Annotated in this window: 17 protein-coding genes; 7 read left to right on the top strand and 10 right to left on the bottom strand. The window is 73.7% G+C overall.

Going from position 1 to position 18,613, the window contains the following annotated elements; genetic code table 11:
• The first annotated feature begins 47 nt into the window (after nt 1–47).
• The 3 genes from FVE25_RS18320 to FVE25_RS18310 are packed head-to-tail and all read left to right on the top strand — an operon-like array spanning nt 48 to nt 7,736.
• A complete protein-coding gene (locus FVE25_RS18320; protein WP_157248160.1) occupies nt 48–2,951 on the top strand; it encodes a hypothetical protein in 2,904 nt (967 codons plus the stop codon).
• 10 nt (nt 2,952–2,961) lie between these two features.
• A complete protein-coding gene (locus FVE25_RS18315; protein WP_157248159.1) occupies nt 2,962–6,573 on the top strand; it encodes a hypothetical protein in 3,612 nt (1,203 codons plus the stop codon).
• Nucleotides 6,574–6,599: 26 nt separating this feature from the next.
• Nucleotides 6,600–7,736 (top strand): serine hydrolase domain-containing protein, encoded by a 1,137-nt coding sequence (locus FVE25_RS18310; protein ID WP_157248158.1) that lies wholly within the window; start codon nt 6,600–6,602, stop codon nt 7,734–7,736.
• Here the strand turns inward: FVE25_RS18310 and FVE25_RS18305 are convergent.
• The gene (locus tag FVE25_RS18305) at nt 7,723–8,841 is read right to left on the bottom strand and encodes an FAD-dependent oxidoreductase (protein ID WP_157248157.1); all 1,119 of its coding nucleotides are present in this window, start codon (nt 8,839–8,841) and stop codon (nt 7,723–7,725) included. The genes FVE25_RS18310 and FVE25_RS18305 overlap by 14 nt on opposite strands.
• A gap of 62 nt (nt 8,842–8,903) precedes the next feature.
• On the opposite strand from FVE25_RS18305, the gene FVE25_RS18300 reads away from it, so the two are divergent.
• On the top strand, nt 8,904–9,350 hold the full coding sequence (locus tag FVE25_RS18300; protein ID WP_157248156.1) for a MarR family winged helix-turn-helix transcriptional regulator: 447 nt from the start codon (nt 8,904–8,906) through the stop codon (nt 9,348–9,350).
• Nucleotides 9,351–9,428: 78 nt separating this feature from the next.
• Here FVE25_RS18300 and FVE25_RS18295 read toward each other — a convergent pair whose 3' ends face one another.
• The 3 genes from FVE25_RS18295 to FVE25_RS18285 are packed head-to-tail and all read right to left on the bottom strand — an operon-like array spanning nt 9,429 to nt 11,384.
• A complete protein-coding gene (locus FVE25_RS18295; protein WP_219825539.1) occupies nt 9,429–10,040 on the bottom strand; it encodes a TetR/AcrR family transcriptional regulator in 612 nt (203 codons plus the stop codon).
• A complete protein-coding gene (locus tag FVE25_RS18290) occupies nt 10,033–10,560 on the bottom strand; it encodes a carboxymuconolactone decarboxylase family protein (protein ID WP_157248155.1) in 528 nt (175 codons plus the stop codon). The genes FVE25_RS18295 and FVE25_RS18290 overlap by 8 nt, the downstream gene beginning before the upstream one ends.
• Entirely contained in the window at nt 10,557–11,384 is an 828-nt protein-coding gene (locus tag FVE25_RS18285; protein WP_157248154.1) for an SDR family oxidoreductase, read from the bottom strand. Before FVE25_RS18285 ends, FVE25_RS18290 begins: the two co-directional genes overlap by 4 nt.
• A 191-nt stretch (nt 11,385–11,575) precedes the next feature.
• Here FVE25_RS18285 and FVE25_RS18280 point away from each other — a divergent pair, with 191 nt between their 5' ends.
• The 3 genes from FVE25_RS18280 to FVE25_RS18270 all read left to right on the top strand — a co-directional run bounded on the left by FVE25_RS18280 (nt 11,576) and on the right by FVE25_RS18270 (nt 13,435).
• Complete coding sequence (locus tag FVE25_RS18280) at nt 11,576–11,983, top strand: hypothetical protein (protein ID WP_157248153.1); 408 nt, start codon at nt 11,576–11,578, stop codon at nt 11,981–11,983.
• Between the two features lie 313 nt (nt 11,984–12,296).
• Nucleotides 12,297–12,833: a dihydrofolate reductase family protein gene (locus FVE25_RS18275; protein ID WP_157248152.1), complete on the top strand. Its 537-nt coding sequence runs from the start codon at nt 12,297–12,299 to the stop codon at nt 12,831–12,833.
• Nucleotides 12,830–13,435, top strand: coding sequence for a DUF998 domain-containing protein (locus FVE25_RS18270; RefSeq protein ID WP_157248151.1), 606 nt, complete (start codon nt 12,830–12,832; stop codon nt 13,433–13,435). Before FVE25_RS18275 ends, FVE25_RS18270 begins: the two co-directional genes overlap by 4 nt.
• Before the next feature lie 266 nt (nt 13,436–13,701).
• Here FVE25_RS18270 and FVE25_RS18265 read toward each other — a convergent pair whose 3' ends face one another.
• From FVE25_RS18265 to FVE25_RS18240, 6 genes are all read right to left on the bottom strand, one after another.
• Nucleotides 13,702–14,061, bottom strand: a complete 360-nt coding sequence (locus FVE25_RS18265; protein WP_157248150.1) for an RNHCP domain-containing protein — start codon at nt 14,059–14,061, stop codon at nt 13,702–13,704.
• Complete coding sequence (locus FVE25_RS18260) at nt 14,061–14,351, bottom strand: RNHCP domain-containing protein (RefSeq protein WP_157248149.1); 291 nt, start codon at nt 14,349–14,351, stop codon at nt 14,061–14,063. The genes FVE25_RS18265 and FVE25_RS18260 overlap by 1 nt, the downstream gene beginning before the upstream one ends.
• A 208-nt stretch (nt 14,352–14,559) precedes the next feature.
• Nucleotides 14,560–14,712 (bottom strand): hypothetical protein, encoded by a 153-nt coding sequence (locus FVE25_RS18255; RefSeq protein ID WP_157248148.1) that lies wholly within the window; start codon nt 14,710–14,712, stop codon nt 14,560–14,562.
• 25 nt (nt 14,713–14,737) lie between these two features.
• Nucleotides 14,738–16,357 carry a GMC family oxidoreductase N-terminal domain-containing protein gene (locus FVE25_RS18250; RefSeq protein WP_181019623.1) on the bottom strand — a complete coding sequence of 540 codons (1,620 nt, stop codon included), beginning with the start codon at nt 16,355–16,357 and terminating at the stop codon, nt 14,738–14,740.
• Complete coding sequence (locus FVE25_RS18245; protein WP_219825538.1) at nt 16,354–17,127, bottom strand: SDR family NAD(P)-dependent oxidoreductase; 774 nt, start codon at nt 17,125–17,127, stop codon at nt 16,354–16,356. Before FVE25_RS18245 ends, FVE25_RS18250 begins: the two co-directional genes overlap by 4 nt.
• Nucleotides 17,075–18,610: a sugar ABC transporter ATP-binding protein gene (locus tag FVE25_RS18240; RefSeq protein ID WP_157248146.1), complete on the bottom strand. Its 1,536-nt coding sequence runs from the start codon at nt 18,608–18,610 to the stop codon at nt 17,075–17,077. Before FVE25_RS18240 ends, FVE25_RS18245 begins: the two co-directional genes overlap by 53 nt.
• Nucleotides 18,611–18,613 lie beyond the last annotated feature (3 nt).

Below are 18,613 nucleotides of genomic sequence, written 5' to 3'. Positions count from 1 at the left end.
AGCCCCCTACTCATGCCCGCCGCTCCGGGCACCGGCACCGTCGGATCATGACGAACGAGCGGTTCACCGTGATCCGCGGCGAGGACCTGCTGGTGGCCGACGTCGAGCTGATCAACCTCGTGGTCGACGACCAGCGGCTGGCGCGCGCGGACCCGGGTCAGCCTTCGCTGGTGGTGTTCCACCTGCCGCCGCAGCACGTGACCGAGCGGCCGGTCGTGCCGTGGGAGGCGCTGCCCCGGCCGGTGCCGGCGCACGTCTCGGGGCCGTCGCGGCTGGCGTTCTTCCTCGACGACGACACCGCCGGCCTGGAGTTGTCGGCGGCCGGTCTGCTCGACTGGTCGGGGCTGAGCCACGCCAACGTGCCGCGGGGCACCTTCGACCCCGACCCCGGAGACCCGACGAGCTTCCTCGGGATCCCGCGGATGGCGATCGAGTTCCCGTCGCGGCTCGTGCTCACGCAGGAGGGCGACGGCACGTGGGCGCACCGGGCCGAGCCGTTCACCGCCGGAGGGCGCACCGAGCTGTGGCACACCCGGCTGGTCCCGGCCGAGGCCGGAGTGCCCGAGGTGCGGCTGCGCGCGTACGCCCGCCGTACCGGAGGAGCGCCGCGCGAGGGCGCGCTGCCGGACGACGGCCAGCTCGACGACATCCTCATGCTGGTCAACTCGTTCGAGCTGCTCGCGCCCACCCTGCACGAGTTCCGGGAGGCGGCCGACCGGCTGCGGGCGATGGGGCTGGACGACGGCCGGGCCCGGCACTACAGCGAGCACGGGTGGCCCTGGGGGAACTATCAGGCCGAGCCGCTGCTGGCCGAGCGGTTCCTGCTCAGCGCGCTGGGCGCCTCGGTGCGGATCCGGGGGCAGTGGAACTATCCGGTCGAATCCGCCGATCTGCTGCGCGTGCTCGGGCGGCCCACGCCGGCGGTGTCGCACTATCACCACATCACCGGGCTCGGGCGTGACCAGTACGTGCGGGTGGTGGAGCGCGGATATCTGAGCACCGGGCACCGGGCGGCGATCACCACGGTGAGCGAGCGGCAGTTCCTCGCCGACGAGGAGAACCGGCCGGTCGCGCCGCTGGTGACCAAGCGCTACATCACGGTCCAGGAGCCGGAGGTGCGGTACGGGCCCGGCGCCGGGTATCCGCACGAGGGGCGGGAGATGCCGTTCGCCGCCCTGCGGATCACGAACCTGGTGACGCCGGAGCTGGCCGAGGAGCCCGAGGGGCCGTTCTGGATCCGGGTGAGCTCGGGCGCGGACCACGCGTTCACGATGATCGGCACGGACGCCGACGGGCGGCAGGTGACCTTCACCATGCCCGCGGTGTTCGTGCCGGCCAGCGCGAGCCAGGCGGCGGCCTCGGCCGTCTACTTCGACGGGCCCGAGGAGCGGCGCACCCGGCCGCTGCACAACCAGACCATGGCGCCGGCGGCAGGGGGCGGCGCCTTTCCGGTGGCCGCGATCACGTTCGGGCTGTCGCCGGCCGGCGGGCATCCGCTCGGGGAGCTGCCCCGGATGGCCGCGGCGCGGATCCGGGTGCCGGAGGTCGAGCAGCTCACCGGGCAGGCCGGCGAGCGGACCGTCTGGCTGCACGACGCGTACCTGACCGCCGGGCTGGACGGCCTGCCGTCCGGGGCGTTCCTGCGGATGGAGGCGCTGAGCCTGCGGATGGGCCCGGAGGTGGCGGGGGGCATCGCGCGCCCCGACGCGGTCGTGGACACGATCTCCAGCCGGGGCGGGGTGCTGGCCGAGCGGTTCACCGGCGGCCCGGTCGGCGTCGGCGACCTGGCCGCCGTCTTCCGCGGCGCGAAGGTGCTGGGCACGATCGAGCTGACGGACATCCTGGCGGAGATCACCGGTGGCCTGCCGCGGGAGGCATTTCCCGACCAGCTCACCGACGCGCTGCGCGACCGTCTCATCGCCACCCGCGACAGCTCGCTGCCGGTGCCGATCCTGCGCTCCACCCCGCTGCCCGACGGCTCGGGCGTGGAGCTGCGGTACCTGTGGAAGCCCCGGCTGCGCGACGGCGTGCCCCTGCTGAAGCTGGCACGGGCCTGGCTGGTGCTGGAGAGCAGGATCGTGCGCGGCACGGACGGCGCGGTCGCCACCACGGTCACCGGCACGCTGCGCGACTTCGACCTCGACTTCGCCGGACTCGCCGCGGTGCACTTCGACGAGCTGACGTTCTCCTCCAGGCCCGGCTGCAAGCCGGACATCAGCGCGCGGGGCGTCAGCATGCGCTTCCGCGGCCAGTTGCGCTTCGTGGACCAGCTGCGATCGCTGCTGCCCGCGAACTGCTTCGGCGACGGCTCGATCGTGCGGGTCACACCCGAGGGGATCACCGCGGGCTACTCGGTGTCCCTGCCCTCGGCTGAGGTCGGCGTCTTCACGCTGCGCAACCTCGCGCTGTCGGCGCTGCTGAGCATCCCGTTCGACGACCGGCCCGTCCGGCTGCGGTTCGCGCTGTCGGAACGGCACAGCCCCTTCGGCCTGACGGTGGCCATGTTCGGCGGCGGCGGCTTCTTCGCCCTGGAGGTCGGCGCCGACGGCGTCGAGCTGGTCGAGGGCGCGCTGGAGTTCGGCGGCGCGGTCTCGCTCAACCTCGGCGTGGCCAGCGGCGGCGTCTACGTCATGGGCGGCGTCTACTTCGCGCTGAGCGGGGACTCCGTCGTCGTCCGCGGCTACCTGCGCTGCGGCGGCCACCTGTCGGTGCTCGGCATCGTCAGCGTCTCGGTGGAGTTCTACCTGGCCCTGGAGTACGCCGAGACCGGCGGGACCAGCGTGGTGCGCGGGATCGGCAGCGTGACGATCAGCGTCCGGGTCGCCTTCTTCAGCAAGTCCGTCACGCTCAGGCTCGAGCGCAGCTTCGCGGGCTCGCCGGGCGACCCGACCTTCGACGAGTGCGTCGAGCCCGCCGACTGGGACGCCTACTGTCTCGCCCACGCCGCGTGAGGAGCCGGTCATGACCGCCAGGCAATGCATCCAGTGGATCACCCTTCCGGGCGGCTACCTGCCGGACGGGTCGCTGCGGGCGTCGGTGTTCGTCGCGCCCCGGCTCGAGGCGGACGGCCCCGCCACGCTGGCCGCCTTCCCCGACTTCCTGGACTGGCCGGCCAGCCTGACCGGCGCGGTCTTCCGGGCGGACGTGGACGACCCGGCCGCGCCGTTCGAGGGAGTGCGGCCGGTGGGCCCGCCGCCGGACCCGGCGTTGTGGCGGGCGTTGTTCGGCCCGCACACGCCGGTGCGCTCGTACGTCTTCGACGACTACCGCGGGCACGAGGTCCGGACGTATCCGGCGAAGGACGTCTCGTCGGCGGTACGCGGCGGGTACGCGCGGGCGGCGGCCGACTCGCCCGAGGAGATGCCGACCGAGCACACGGTCACGCTCGGCGACGAGGCGGGCGCCCGCTTCGGCGCCTTCCACGAGCGGCCGGAGGACACCGCCGGGCTCGACGGCCCGGAGGCGTTCAGGGAGAACGTCGACTTCCACCAGATGATCTCGGCGCTGGGCGACCACCCGCTGCTGCTGCGCCGCCTGGGCCTGGTCTTCGACGTGTCGATCCCGGCCGCGCACGTGCCGGTGAACGACCTCCACCAGACCATCCGCGTTCTGCCGGCCTGGCAGTCGCTGCTGCCCGCCGGGCAGAGCCGCGACGTGTGCGCCCACACCTGGTACGTGCACCGCCCCGGCCTCTTCGCCGCCGTGGGCCGGGGCGCGAGCATGCTCGGTTCGCTGACCGGGGGCCTCATCGCGCTGCCCGAGGAGCAGTTCTCCGTCGAGCAGGCCGACATCGACGGCACCGTGCAGAAGGCGCTCACCATGGACCCGGCCGACAGCAGCGGCTTCCCCGCGCTGCGTACCAGCGGCTTCTCCGTCGTCCGCGACAAGCGCGCCGCCTACCTCGTGGACGACTTCGCGCTGGCCGCGAGCCGGGAGGCCGACCTGGCCGCGTTCCGCGCCATCGACCTGCACGCCGACGACCTCGTGCGCGGCCACCGCCTCGACGTCTGGGACGAGCGCGCCGGGCGCTGGTACTCCCTGCACGAGCGCACGCTCGACTACACCGTCCCCGGCGACCCGGCCAACTCCGTCACCGGGGTGCGCGCCGAGGGGTTCTTCCAGGTGAGCCTCGCGGGCGCCGGCGCGGGCGGGCTCTACGTCCACGAGCGGCTCATCTCCTGGGACGGCTGGAGCCTGTCGGCGCCCCGGCCCGGCAAGGTGCTGAGCGAGGACCCGCGGGCGCCGGCGCCCGGCGCCCCGGAGACGCAGCCGAAGCACGTGCCCAACACCGCGTGCACCGCGCTGCCGCTGGAGATCGAGTCCGCGGTGCTGCCCGGTTCCCTGCCCCGCCTGCGCTTCGGCCGCCGTTACCGCTTCCGGATCAGGACCGTGGACCTGGCCGGCAACGGGCCCACGCTCGAGGACGCCCCCGACCTCGGGCCCGGATACGCCCTGCCCGGAGACGGGCCCGCCGTCTTCCGCCGCTTCGAGCCGGTGCCCGCGCCGACGCTGGTGCCGCGGGTCCCGTTCACCGAGGGCGCCTCCACCCACCGGCTGGTGATCAGGAGCACGCCGGGGCAGAGCGCCGGGGAGTACGCCGCCGCCTTCAACGCCGCCCCGCCCGCGGGGCACCCGCCCTACGCGGCGGCGGACGAGCGGCACCTGGTCGCGCCTAAGGCGGCGCTGCAGCTCGCCGAGTGGCACGGGATGCTCGACGCGGCGATCGGCTCGGCCGATCCGGCGATCCGGCGGGAGGTGTACGAGCTGGCGCGCAGGGAGAAGGGCCGGCTGGACGATCCCGGGCTGCCCGGCGCGCAAACCGCCGGAACCACGGGGCCCGCGGGCACTCCCGGGCTGCCCGGTGCCGGGCCCGGTGGGCAGGGGGTCGTGCTGCACACCGGTGAGCAGGTGGCGGTGCCGTACCTGCCGGATCCCCTCGCGCTCGGGGCGGTCTTCCACGGGCTGCCGGGCGCGGGCGGGCGGGCGTTCGTGATCCGGTGGGACGGCGTGAGCTGGGATCGGCCGCGCTCGTTCCGGCTGGTGCTGGCCGAGGGCCGCGGGGCGCCGCGCTGGGACGAGGCGGCGCGGGTGCTCACGGTCGAGGCGCCGCCGGGGCTGGTGGCGACCGTGCGGGTCGGCTCGCTGGTCGAGGCGGGTCCCGAGCTGCTCGGGGTGCTCGGGTGGTGCGAGGAGGAGCTGGACGCCCAGGAGTACGCGGTCGTCGCGCGGGCCGCGGCGGCCGGTCGGCACTGGATGATCACGCCGTGGCACGAGGTGACGCTGGTGCACGCGGTCCAGCGCCCGTTGCTGGAGCCCGAGCTGAGCGTGCGCGCCGAGGTGAATCGGGGGCCCGGCGACACGTTCGCCCACCTGTCGGGCCGGGCCCGCCTCAGCGTGGCGACGACCGAGCAGATCGACCTCGTCGCCTCCTGGACGGAGACGATCGACGACCTCGCCTTCGACGGGCCGCGCGAGCGGGCGTGCTCGGCGCGGGTCTTCCGGCTGCCGGTCGCCTCCGGGGAAGAGTCCGGGGTCGCGTTCGACACGCGGTCCGGGGAGGTGGCCAGGCAGGAATTCGGCGACACCCGCTTCCGGGCGGTCCACTACCACGCCGTGGCGGGGTCGGCCTTCCGCGAGTACTTCCCGCCGGAGTTCGCCGACCAGCTCTCGGTGCGCGGCCCCGCCGTACTCGACGAGGTGCTGAGCAGCGCGCGCCCGCTCGCCCCCAAGGTGCTGTACGGCGTGCCGACCCAGCGCTGGGAGACCCGGGAGGACGAGCGCACGGTCACCCGGATCCGCCACGGCGGCGGTGTCCGGATATATCTGGACCGGCCGTGGTTCTCCTCCGGGGCGGGCGAGCTGCTCGGCGTGCTCGGCCACCGGTCGGGCAACCCGCAGCCCTACGAGGACGTCTACCAGCACGTCACCCTCATCGGCCGCGACCCGATCTACGAGAGCGAGTCCCTGCACCCGCTCGGCCTGGACTCCTTCCCCAACGCGGTCGCCAGGGCCGAGGAGCTCAGGCTTCCCCAGGGCTTCGACGTGTGGGTCGCCGGCCACCGCCCGGAGTACGACCCCGCGACCCGGCGCTGGTTCTGCGACATAGACCTCGACACGGGCCTGGCGTACTTCCCCTTCGTCCGGCTCGCGCTGGCCCGCTACCAGCCGCGGTCGATCGGCGGCATGCACCTGTCGGAGGTCGTCCAGGCGGACATCCTGCGCACACTGCCCACCCGGACCCTGTCCGTGACCAAGGGGTCGCCGCTCGGCGTCTCCCTGACCGGCCCCGCCTACGTGGCTCCGGAGGGCGCCCGCGTGGCCGCCCGCCTGGACCGCCGGGATCCGGCCGTGGCCGACGAGGTGCTGGGCTGGAAACCGGTCGCGGGCACGATGGTCACGCTGCGGCCGGAGTTCACCGAGGAGGGGAACATCCTGGGCTTCCTCGGCCAGGTCCCGGTGCCGCCGGCCCGCCCGGGTGAGCGCCGACGGCTCACGGTCACCGAGTACGAGCGGCTGCCCTCCGACGGGGACACCTCGGAACGGGTGGTCTACTGTGACACTGTCGACCTCTAATACCCCCTATGGGTATAGTGGCGGCCATGATCGAAGGATTCGCGCAGAACGGCTACGAAGCGGTCAGAGACGTCTTCCAGCGCCTGCACGACGAGGGCCGGGAGACCGGCGCCGGACTGTCGGTGTGGCGGGCCGGCCGGGAGGTGGTGAACCTGAGCTCCGGCTGGCGTGACGCCGACCGGCGCCAGCCCTGGACCGCCGACACGCTCGTGCAGACCTACTCGGTCTCCAAGCCCTTCGTGGCCCTGATCGCGCTGGCCGCCGTCCGCGAGGGCGCCCTTGACCTCGACACCCCGGTCGCCGCGTACTGGCCCGCCTACGCCGCCAACGGCAAGGACACGATCACCCTGCGCCACGTGCTCACCCACCGGGCCGGCCAGCCCCGCTTCCCGGACAGCGCCCGGCACCTGGACCCGCTGGACGACGCGGCGCTGCGCGACACCCTGGCCGCGGCGGCCCCCGAGTACGCCCCGGGCGCCGCGATGGGCGAGCACGCCATGACCTACGGCCATCTGGTGGACGGCATCCTGCGCGCCGCCACCGGCGCCTCGCTCGACGACGTCTACACCCAGAAGGTCCGGCCCGCGCTCGGCCTGGACGCCTGGTTCGCCGTCCCGGACGAGCACCTGCACCGGGTGGCCGACCTGGAACCGTCCGCCGCCCACAACTGGGACGAACGGCCCTCCGCTCCCTGGCTGCGCGTCCCCGCCGGCGTCCTCGACCCGGCGCTGGTCAACTCCCGGGCCTGGCGGCAGTCGGTCTTCGGCGCCGTCAACCTGCACGCCACCGCCTCCTCGATGGCCGGCTTCTTCGCCACCCTGCAGGACGAGGACGGGCCGCTGCGCGCCCTGCTGGGGCCGGAGTTGCACGCCGCGTTCATCACCTCCCAGGTCACCGGCCACGACCACGTCTTCGGCACCCGGCTGAGCTGGACGCTGGGCCTCATCCGCGACCAGGGCAAGATCGCCAAGGGCGGGATCGGCGGCGCCGCCGCCTGGCTGTCGCTGCGGCACGGGCACGGCGTCGCCTACCTGACCCGCCACCTGGCCGACCACTCGCGGGCCGCAGAGGTCGCCGCCGTGCTGGGCGACGACCTGTCCGTGGTGGGCGAGGACGAGCCGGCAGGCGAAGACGGCGGCGGGACGACGGCTAGGCGGCGCTGAGACGGTTGCTGAAGCGGGCCAGCAGCCCCGTCTGCGCCGTCTCCGGGAACAACCGGCCGATCATCGGAGGGATGCGCCAGTTGGCCGGGTTGCGCTTGGCCATCCGCGACACCAGGTTGACGTGCGGGTAGCGGGCCTTCTCGTAGGCGCGCAGCCTCGCCACCGGATCCCCGCCGGCCGAGCCCAGTTCGCGGGTGAGCACCCAGGCGTCCTCGAGCGTCTGGTTGGCGCCCTGGCCGAGCGTGGGCGGCATGATGTGGGCGGCGTCGCCGAGCAGCGTGATGCGGCCCTCGCCCCACACGTGGCGGACCTTGGTCCAGTGGTGGCCGAAGAAGATGAGGTCGTCCTCGGCGGCCCCGGCCAGCACCTCGGGCACCGGCGCCGCCCAGTGCGAGAAGCGGCGGCGCAGCATCTCCAGGGGCCGGGCCGGACGGGGGTCTGAGGGCGTCCAGGGCACGTCGAACCACCACTGCAGCAGGCCGTCGCCGGCCGGCATGAGCCCGCAGGCGCCCTCCTTGCCGGTGATCATGAGGTGGAGGCGGCCGTGCGTGATGTCGATGTCGATCGGGCTGAGCCCCTGCCAGGTGCCGAAGGTGACCGGCTGCACGCTCCCCTCGCCCCACACCTGCCGGCGGACGACGGAGTGGTGCCCGTCGGCCCCGATGAGCAGGTCGCCGGTCACGCTCGTCCCGTCGGCGAACGCGGCCGTCACGCCGCCGGCGTCCTGGCTGACGGTCGTGACGGCCATGCCGTACCGGACGAGGTCGTCCGGCAGGCCCTCGGAGAGCCTTTCCGCCAGCGCGCGCCGCGAGATCGCCATGCTCTCGAAGCCGAAGCGGGCCGCGGCGTGGGCGAGGTTCTGGCTGGTGCGCAGCCGGCCGTCCGAGGTGAGCGCGTCGATGCGGTCCAGCCGCCCGCCGACGCCGTCCAGGCTGACTCCCAGATCGTGCAGTACGGCGGCGCCGTTGCTGAACATCATCAACGCCGCCCCGGTCGTGCGGTGGACCGGCGCCTGCTCGAACACCCTCACCCGGTGCCCCGCCGCCAGCAGCCCCCGGGCGACCGCCAGCCCGCCGATACCCGCACCGATGACAAGAACGTCCATTTTTCCTCCAAGTCGGAGTATCTCCGATATGAAGATACACCGGATTGAAGTAGGTTGGGCACATGGACATGGAGAAGCACCCCGACGACGTCTGGCGCGAGTTCCTGATCGCGGTCCTGCTGTACAACGAGGCGGTGGCCGACCGGCTCGGCCTGCAGCCCGTCGACGTGGCCGCGGCGATCCTGCTGGACATGCGCGGCCCGATGGCCGTCGGCGCGCTCGCCGAGGAGCTCGGCCTGCCGTCCGCCTCCACGACCCGCCTGATCGACCGGCTGGAGAAGGCGGGCTACGCGCGCCGGGTGCGCGGCGAACGCGACCGCCGCACCGTCACCGTGGAACTCGTGGACGGCGGCCTGAGCGACTACGAGGCCGCCGCCGAAGCGGCCAAGCGGCACCTATCGGCGGTCGCCACCCACTTCAGTCCGGAGCAGGTGCCGGTCATGATCGAGATGTTCGCCCGCGTCACCGACGCCCACCGCGCGGCCATCAAGGAACTGCGCGAAAGCTGAGCACACCCCGGGCACCTGGACCCCGACGCGAACGCCTACGACCGCGGCAACACCGGCCTGCCTCGGGCATCGGCACCGTCATTCCCGGCTGCTGACGGGCAGGAGCCGCTCGGCCAGCGCGGCCAGCGGCTCCTCCAGCGCCAGCAGCGCGTCCATGTCCCCCTGGACCAGCGCCGCGGTGACGAGCTGGGCGACGGCGGCGACCAGCGCCAGGCAGGCGAACCGCTGCTCGCCGGTCCGGGCCTGGAACATCTCCGCGAGCGCGCCGGCGAAGCGCTGCTGGTTCGCGGTACGGCGGGCCATCGCCTCCGGCCCGGCGGCGTAGACCTCGACGAGGTAGAGCCTGGCCAGCGCGGGATCGGCGGCCAGCGTCCTGAGGTAGACGCGGAGTAAGGAGCGGAAGGAGCGCGAGCCGGCGGCGCGCAGGTTGCCCGACAGGGTGTCCATGGCCTCGTCGAGCCCCTGGACGAAACAGTCCTGCTTGGAAGTGAACTGCTGGTAGAACGTCTCGCGGGAGACCCCGGCGCGGCGGACGACGTCGGTGACCGAGGTGCCGACGTAGCCGCGCTCCATCATCGACTCGCGCATGGCCTTGAGCATGCGGCCGCGCTGGGAGGAGACGACCTGCTCGCGGCTGAGGTGGTGCCGCCCGCTGGGCAGGGGGCCCGTCTTGGTGTCGTGGTCAGTCACTTCCGCTCCGCGGCTGATCCGGTGCGATGCGCAGGGCCGTGATCGCCGTGGCGAGCATCTCGTAGTGCCCGACGAGCATCACCAGCTCGATCAGCACGGTATCACCGAACGCGGCGAGAAGATCATGACGGGTCGCGTCGGACAGATCCCGGGTGGCGTGCAGTTCGTCGGCGGCGCTCAGGAGCAACCGCTCGCGCCACGTCCAGCCGGGCGCCGCGGGGCCGTGCCGTACCCGCCGGAGGTCGGCGGCGGTGAGGCCCGCGCGGCGGCCCAGCCGCCGGTGGTGCTCCAGCTCGTAGGCGCACTCCCGCAGCGTGGCCACCCGCAGGATGACCAGCTCACTCAGGCGCCGGGGCAGCCGCCCGCCGGGCATGAGCCGCCCGGCGAAGTGCAGCCAGCCCCAGAACAGCCGCCGGTGCCGTCCCAGCGTGAGGAACAGGTTCGGCGGCCCGGTCCCTGCCACGCGCCCGGCCAGCCTGCTGAAGACGCGGACGGGCACGCTCACCCCGTGCCGCCTCATGCGGCGATCCGGTGGATGAGCCGGTTCAGCGCCCGCATGACGACGACGTAGAGCGGCGGGCACACGCGCTCGGCCAGGTGCAGCAGCCGCACCGCCGTGGAGGTGTGCACGAGGTAGCGCCCGCGCGCCATCCCCCGCATGATCGTCTCCGCCACCTGGTACGGCGGGGCCGCGTGCCGCCGGAACAGTGCCTGAAGACGCCGGAACCGGCGACCGTCCTTGTCGATCCCGGCGATCTCGACGGTCTCGGTGAGCCCGGTGTCGACCGCGCCGGGGCAGACCAGGGTGACGCCGATGCCGTGCCGGCGCAGGTCGAAGCGGAGCACCTCGGAGACCCCGCGCAGGCCGTACTTGCCGGCGCTGTAGGCGGCGTGCCAGGGCAGGCCGACGAGCCCGGCGGCGGAGGAGACGTTGACCAGGTGCCCGCCCCGTCCGGCGGCGATCATGGCGGGCAGGAAGCACTCGATCACGTGGATCGGGCCCATGAGGTTGACGTCCACCATGGCCCGCCACTGCCGGTGCTCGAGCGTCTCGACGGTGCCCCAGGCGGAGATCCCGGCCACGTTCATGACGACGTCCATGGGGCCGTGGGCGGCGTGGATCTCGGCGGCCAGGTCCTTGACCTGGCCGTGGTCGGCCAGGTCGGCGGCCTTGGCGTGCACGGCCGCGCACTCGCGGGCGACCGCGCCGAGCGGCCCGGCGCGCAGGTCGGTGAGGAAGAGGAGGGCGCCTCTCCGGGCGGCGAACACGGCGAGCGCGCGGCCGATGCCGCCGGCCGCGCCCGTGATGAGGACGCGGCGGCCGGCTAAGGATGCGGTTTTCACGAACACCTGTGTACACCACGGGGAGCGACAGGGCCCGCCGTATCGGAAAAGGATGACCCCGGCGGCCCGGTGCCGTGTCAGCGGCCACGTCAGGACGGCGGCGGCCCGCTATCAGGACGGCCCGCGATCGTAGCTGTCATGAGCGGTTCAGCCGCCCGAATCCCCTGACTGACTTCTTGGAGCTCACCATCATGTCTCTCACCCTTACCGCCCAGGACAAGCTCGCCCTCCGCACGGCCGCCTACGGCGCCGTCACCCTGCTGGCCGCCGCCGATGTCGCCGGCTCGCCGCACAAGGCCGCCACCGCGGGCTCGCTCTCGCTGTACTCCGCCACCGGCCCGGTCGGGCACGTGCTGGCCGAGAAGAAGCCGGGCGTCGAGGTGAGCGGCACGTCCGTGGCCGCGATCGCCGACCACGTGCTGCCCGCGCTGACGGCGGCCATGAGCCTGCTCAACGAGCAGGACCCGGCAGAGGCCGGCAACTTCCGCGACACCGTCCTCGTCGCCGTCGAAGCCGCCGCCCAGGCCGCGAACGGCCGGCCCAGCCCCACCGCGGCCGCCATGATCCGCAAGATCACCGAAGCCCTCGACGCCGCCTGACAGCACGCCGGCCCGGGCTTCGTACGGCTCGCCCGACGGCAGCAAGACCTTGACCGCCTCGGTGACCTGGGTGGACTCGGCACCAGAGGCCCGGCCAAGGACTTCCAGAAGCTGACCGACGCCCTCGTCAAGCAGGTGTTCCGCGACGGGCAGGCCGGATCGGCCCCATAGACGCCCCTGCGGCGGGAACGTGCCGGGCACGTCCCGCGGCAGGGATCGACCACCGAAGCCGCCGCGCGCGAGGCGGGCTTCGGGGACACCAGGACGCTGCGCGCAGCGTCACCAGAAAAGAAACACCGTTAAGGAGATATCCATGAGCCGCAAGCTTGTGGCATCGCAGTTCATATCGCTCGACGGCGTCGTGGAGGCGCCCACCGAGTGGCACTTCCCCTACTTCGACGGCGAGATGGGCGCCGCGGTCGGTGAGATGTCGGCCGCGGCCGACACGCTGCTGCTGGGCCGGGTGACCTACGCGGAGTTCGCCGCGGTCTGGCCGCACCAGAGCGGCGAGATGGCCGATGCGATCAACGGCATCCGCAAGGTGGTGGCCTCCACCACCATGACGGAGCCGGGCTGGCAGAACGCCACCGTGATCGAAGGCGACCTCGTCACCGCCGTCAAGCAGCTGAAGGAGGAGCCCGGCACGAACATCAACGTCACCGGCAGCATCACCCTCACCCGGGCGCTGCTGGCGGCCGGGCTCGTCGACGAGCTGCGGCTGATGGTGCACCCGATCGTCGTGGGCAGCGGCCGCCGGCTGTTCCCCGAGGGCGCCCGGGTGCCGCTGACGCTCACCCAGTCGCTCACCTTCGCCACCGGCGTGCTCGACCTGACCTACCGGCCGGCATGACGAGGATCCTGCTGGCCTGCGGGATCGCCGCGGGCCCGTGGTTCCTGGGCGTGGCGCTGGTCCAGGGGCTCACCCGTGAGCCCTTCGACTTCTCGCGCAACGCCATCAGCCAGCTCAGCCTCGGCGAGCTCGGCTGGATCCAGGTGACCAGCTTCGTCATCACCGCCTGCCTGGCCATCGCCGCCTCGATCGGGCTGTGCCGGGCACTGACGGGCGGCCCCGGCGGCACGTGGGCGCCTCGACTGGTGGCGGTGTTCGGGGTCTCGTTCCTGGTCAGCGCGTTCTTCAGCGCCGACCCCGGGGCGGGCTTCCCCGACGCCGCCGATCAGGCGGCGCTGCTCAGCACCACCGGCGCCATCCACATGGCAGGGGCCATGGTCGGCTTCCTGTCGCTGTGCGCGGCGTTCGTGGTGATGGGCCGGCACTTCGCCGCCCGGGGTGAGCGCGGGTGGGCGATCGCCTGCCGGCTCGTGCCGGTCGGCGTGCTGGCCGGGTTCGCCGGGTCTTCGGCCACCGTGATGGCGTTCACTGCCGGAGCGGGGCTGGGGCTCATCTGGCTGGCCGTGGTGTCAGCCAGAGTGCGCGCCACCGTCAGCGCGTAAACCGGCGGCCGGGCTCCTACGGGAGCCCGGCCGCTTTCGTGTGCCGTCCGGGTGTCCTTCGGGTGTCCGAGGGGGCCGAGCTCGGACGTGCTCGGGTATGCGGCGCCGGCCGCCGGGCTCGCCTTCGTGCCGCTCACGGTCATCTTCATGGCCGCCTCGCCGCGCCTGGCCGGCACCCTGCTCGCGCGCCGGGGTCGGGGGCGCGTGCCGCCGCGCCGAGGCCGGGCGCGGCGGTCGTCGGGCCATGACCGAGCCGGTCGCCGGGCTCAGAGGCTGAGCCGGCTCCCGGCCAGCGGCCGCATGGCCAGGCGCATCAGGGTGAGGGCGTTGTCGTCGCCCGCGATGCGGTTGACGCCGAGCCCGCCGCACCGGCGGCACTCGTGGATGAGCATCCACTCCCCCGCTCCCTTGACGGTGACCCCGATCGCCTCCATCCGCCCGCCGCACCCGGCGTCGCGATCACCGGGCACCCGCCGGTCGAGGTGCAGGCTGGTGAGGCACTGGGGGCAGTGGTTGCGATGCGCGGTGCCGGGGGCGTCCATGGGCACGTCTGCCTTGCACCCCGCGCACCGGAACGATCCGGCCCGGGGCTGCTTGCGCCGCTGCGGGCGCCGCTGCCTGGCCATCACATCCGCCCGAACATCTCGAACGGGAACGGCGGCGAGGCCAGCGGGCGTACCGCCATCCGCATGAGGATGAGCACGTTGTCGTCGGCGCGGGCGGGCGAGGACGCCAGCCACCCGCACCTCTCGCAGCGGTGGACGATCACCCATTCGCCCTCCCGCGGCACGGCCACGGCGATGGGCGCCATCCGCGCCCCGTCGCCGGGATGCACCCCGGTCAGGCACTCGGGGCAGTGGTTGCGCCGGTCACCCGGCGCGAGCCCGCACAGCGGGCAGGTGAAACAGTCGGACACGTTGAAGGGCTCCTTGCCGTTACCTCACGAACACAGCAGCAAGGAAGCGCCGAGCGGACCTAACTCAGCATGGCGAATGACACGGACACTGCAGGCGCGCTCGGCGCGGACCGGGGCATACACCACTCTCCCGGGCCCACAGGCCCCTAGGTCACTCGGCTGGACACCGCCGACGCTACCAACACCCTTCCCCGCCCCGCCAACGGGTTTAGCCGCGGTCGCTGCGTTCCAGGACGAACCACCAGCCGAGGCAGACCAGGGCGAGCACGCACAGGGAGGCGATGAGGAACGGCGAGGTGACCAGGAACGCCAGGACGATCGCGGCCACCGCGATGCCGACGGGCACACTCTTGGGGGTCATGTGAGCAATTATCCGGGAACCCGGGTCATCCCGGAGCCCGTTCGCGGATGGCGTCGGCGACGCGGGTGGCCAGCGCCATGACCGTCAGCGACGGGTTGACCGACAACGAGACCGGGATGAGGGAGGCGTCACCCACGTACAGGCCCTCGACGGCCTCGACCCTGCCGTTCTCGTCCGTGACGCCGCCGATGGGCGCGCTGCCCTGGACGTGAGAGGTGCACAGGCCGGTCCACACCACGCGCTTGGCCCCCGCCGCCTCCAGAGCGCGGACGGCGAAGGCCAGCCCGGCGGACATGCGCTCGCGTTCCAGCGCGGTGAAGCTCTTGCGGAAGACGTCGCCGGGCGCCACCGAGGCGGTGTTCAGGTCGTTGGCCATGACGAGCAGCCCCGCCCAGTGGCGGTAGTCGCGCACGACCTCGGTCAGCGCCCGGCCCCACAGCGGGAGGCCGGCGGAGTCCACGAGGCTGGCGGCGAAGGCGACCGGGTCCTGGATGGTGGTGGCCTCGACGATGAAGTCCCGCTGGAAGTCCAGGCAGTGAGCGGTGATCGGGTAGACCATGTGGCAGTCCTGCGGCGTGTCGAACAGGCCGTAGACCAGGCGGGCCGGGTGCAGGCCCAGGGTGCCGGGGAAGGCGGGGAAGCCGGGGGTGCGGCGCAGGATCTGCGGGGTGTTCAGGGCGCCGGCGGCCAGCACGACGACCGGGGCGCGGGCCACGCCGCCCGCGTGGGCCACGCCGGTGACCCGGCCGGCCGAGATCAGGAGGCGGTCGGCCTGCACGCCGGTCCGCAGCCGGATCTCGCCGCGGGCCAGGGCGGGGGCCAGCCAGGTGTTGAGCGTGTTGCGCCCGGCGTTGGTCGGGCAGCCCTGAAGGCAGGAACCGCACCGGCTGCAGGTGTAGTCGGTGTACGACTCGACCGGCTTCAGGTCGGCGCCCAGGGCCTGGAAGCCACGCCGTACCAGGTGCACGCTGGGCGGCCAGTCGGCGCGCACCCGCACGCCCAGCGCGGCCTCGACCCGGTCGTAGTAGGGGCCCAGCGCGAACGGGAGCTCGTCGTCGGGGGCCCGCAGGGCGACCTTGGTGTTGATCACGGTGGTGCCGCCCACGCAGCGCCCGGACAGCAACGCCAGCGGGCGGTCCCCGGCGACCTCGGCGAACCGGGCCGGCCACCACAGGCGGTGGTTGGCGCGCAGTTCGAAGCGGGTGTGGTCGGCGGCGCCGTGCAGCTCGCCCGCCTCCAGCAGCAGGACGTCCAGCCCGGCCCGGCCGAGTTCGGCGGCGATCAGGCCGCCGCCCGCGCCCGAGCCGACGACGATCACGTCGGCCTCGTCGTCCCCGGCGTACGGCACGGGCCGCTCGTCGAGGAACTCCCAGGACTTGCGCAGCCGTACGGCCTGCGGCGGCGTGAACCCGATCGCCTCGTGCCCGGTCTGCCCGGTGTATCCGGGGCTGGCGTAGTCGCCGTAGTACGCCTCGATGGCCACGGCTCGCACGAGGTCGAAGGCCGGGGTGCCGGCCAGGGCCGCCAGGTCGCCGCCGGACAGCTCGGCGAGCGCGGCCCCCAGCCCGGGACGCCCCGTGCGGGCGGCGTACTCCTCCGCCCCGACCTGCGCGGAGCCGGGCACGAGCCGGTCGAAGACGTTCACAGGAAGGCCGCCCCTCCGTCGACGTTCAGGGTCTGCCCGGTGAGGAACCCGCTGGCCGGATCGCACACGTAGAGCAGCGTGGAGACCAGGTCGGCGGGCTCCTCGACGCGGGGGACGCGCTGCATGGCGGCGACCCGTTCGAAACCGCCGTCGGCGCCGGTGCTGCGGGCGGCGGTTTCGGTCCTGGTCAGGCCGGGTGCGATGGTGTTGACGGTGATGTTGTCCGGGCCGAGGAGCGTGGCCAGCGACCGCGTGAAGCCGATCAGCGCGGCCTTGGAGGCGGTGTAGGCGACGAGGTCGGGCGGCCCCACGAACACGGCGCCGGACGCGATGTTGACCACACGTCCCCATCCCGCTCTCCGCAGGTACGGCAGCGCCGCCTGCGTCACCACGAACGGGCCTTCGACGTTGACCCGCAGGATCCGCCGCAGGTCTTCCAGGCTGGTCTGCTCGAAGGGGATGGGCGGGTAGACGCCGGCGTTGTTGACCACCAGGTGCGGGCCGCCCAGTTCGGCGTTCACCAGCGTCAGGGCACGGGCGACCGCGGCCGGGTCGGTGACGTCCACGGTGTACGGCGTGAACCGCTCTCCGGCCCGGGCGCCCGTTTCCGCCTGCCCGGCGATGTCGAAGCCGGCCACCCGCGCTCCGGCGGCGGTGAGGGCGGCGGCGAACTCCCGGCCCAGCCCGTTGGCCGCCCCGGTCACCACCGCGGTCCGGTCAGTCAGCATGGCCGGGGCCGGGGTCGGCGTGGCCGGAGGAGGCGTCGTCATGGTTGGCTCCGTGGGCGGTGTGCAGGATCGCGGACTCGCTGAGCCGGTCGCCGGACAGCTCGGCGGCGACCCGGCCCCGGCGGAAGACGAGCACGCGGTCGCAGAGCCCGGCCAGCTCGGCCGGGTCGGTGGAGGTGAGCAGGACGATCCCGCCCTCGGCGGCGAGCTCGCGGACGATGGCGTGCATCTCGGCCTTGGCGCCGATGTCCACGCCCCGCGTGGGATCGTCGAGCAGCACCAGCCCGGGCGCCGCGGCCAGCCATTTGGCGAACACGACCTTCTGCTGGTTGCCGCCCGACAACTGCCCGGCCGGGCGTTCCGGGTCCCCCGCGCCGATGCGCAGCCGCCGGGCCGCGGCCGCCGCCCGCTCGCGCAGGTCCCGGGCGCGCACCCACCAGCCGGTACGGCCCAGCGCGACGGTGTCGACCTGGGCGATGTTCTCCCACAGGGGCCGGTCGAGCATGAGGCCGAGGCGCCTGCGGTCACTGGGCACGACGGCCACTCCGGCCTTGACGGCCTGGCGCAGGTCGCGGGGTCGCGGATGGCCGCCTGGATAGGTGAGCACCCCGGCGGAAGGGGCGGTCAGGCCGCACACGACCTCCAGGACGGCGTGCTGGCCCGCGCCCGCGATGCCGGCCAGGCCCACGATCTCCCCCGCCGCCGCGGACAGGTCCACCTGGTCGAGCCGGCCGGGCACGCTGACCCCGGCCAGCCGGAGCACGGGGCCGCCCGCCGTACCTCGGGGCGGGGTGGCGGGGGCGGCGGGGCGGTTGCCCACCATCGCGTGGACGATCTTCTCCAGGGTCAGCTCCGCCATCGGCGTCCCGGTCAGCACGTTGCGGCCGTCGCGCAGCACCGTGACCTCGTCGCACAGCTGGACCACCTCTTCCAGCACGTGGGAGACGTAGACGACGGCGACCTGGCGGGTGCGCAGCGCCGCGAGGATGCGCAGGAGGCGGGCGGCGGCGTCGGCCTGCAGGGCGGAGGTGGGCTCGTCCAGGATGAGGACCGCGGGGTCCTCCAGGAGGGCGCGGGCGATCTCGACGAGCTGGCGTTCCGCCAGGCTCAGCTCGCCGACGCGGGTCGTGGGCGGGCGGGTGAACTCCAGTTCGGCCAGCACGGGCGCGGCCTTGCGGGCCATGGCCGGGCGGTCCAGGAAGAGTCCGGCCCGGCGCAGCTCGCAGGCGGGGTAGAGGTTGGCCAGCACGTCCAGGTCGGGGAAGAGGCTGGGTTCCTGGGAGACGACGGCGACGCCGTGCCGTACCGCCTCCCGGGTGGTGGCGAAGCGCACGGGACGCTCGCGCAGCCGCAGCTCGCCCTCGTCGGGCGGGAGCGCCCCGGCCAGGATCTTGACCAGCGTCGACTTGCCGGCGCCGTTCTCGCCGAGCAGCGCGTGCACGCTGCCGGGGCGCAGGTCCAGGCGGGCGCCGTCGAGGGCGACGACGCCGCCGAACCGCTTGCGGATGCCCTCGGCCACGTACATCGG

This window comes from Nonomuraea typhae, from assembly GCF_009760925.1.
In the GTDB taxonomy this organism is placed as follows: Bacteria; Actinomycetota; Actinomycetes; order Streptosporangiales; family Streptosporangiaceae; genus Nonomuraea; species Nonomuraea typhae.
This window is presented reverse-complemented; position numbering and strand designations above follow the sequence as displayed.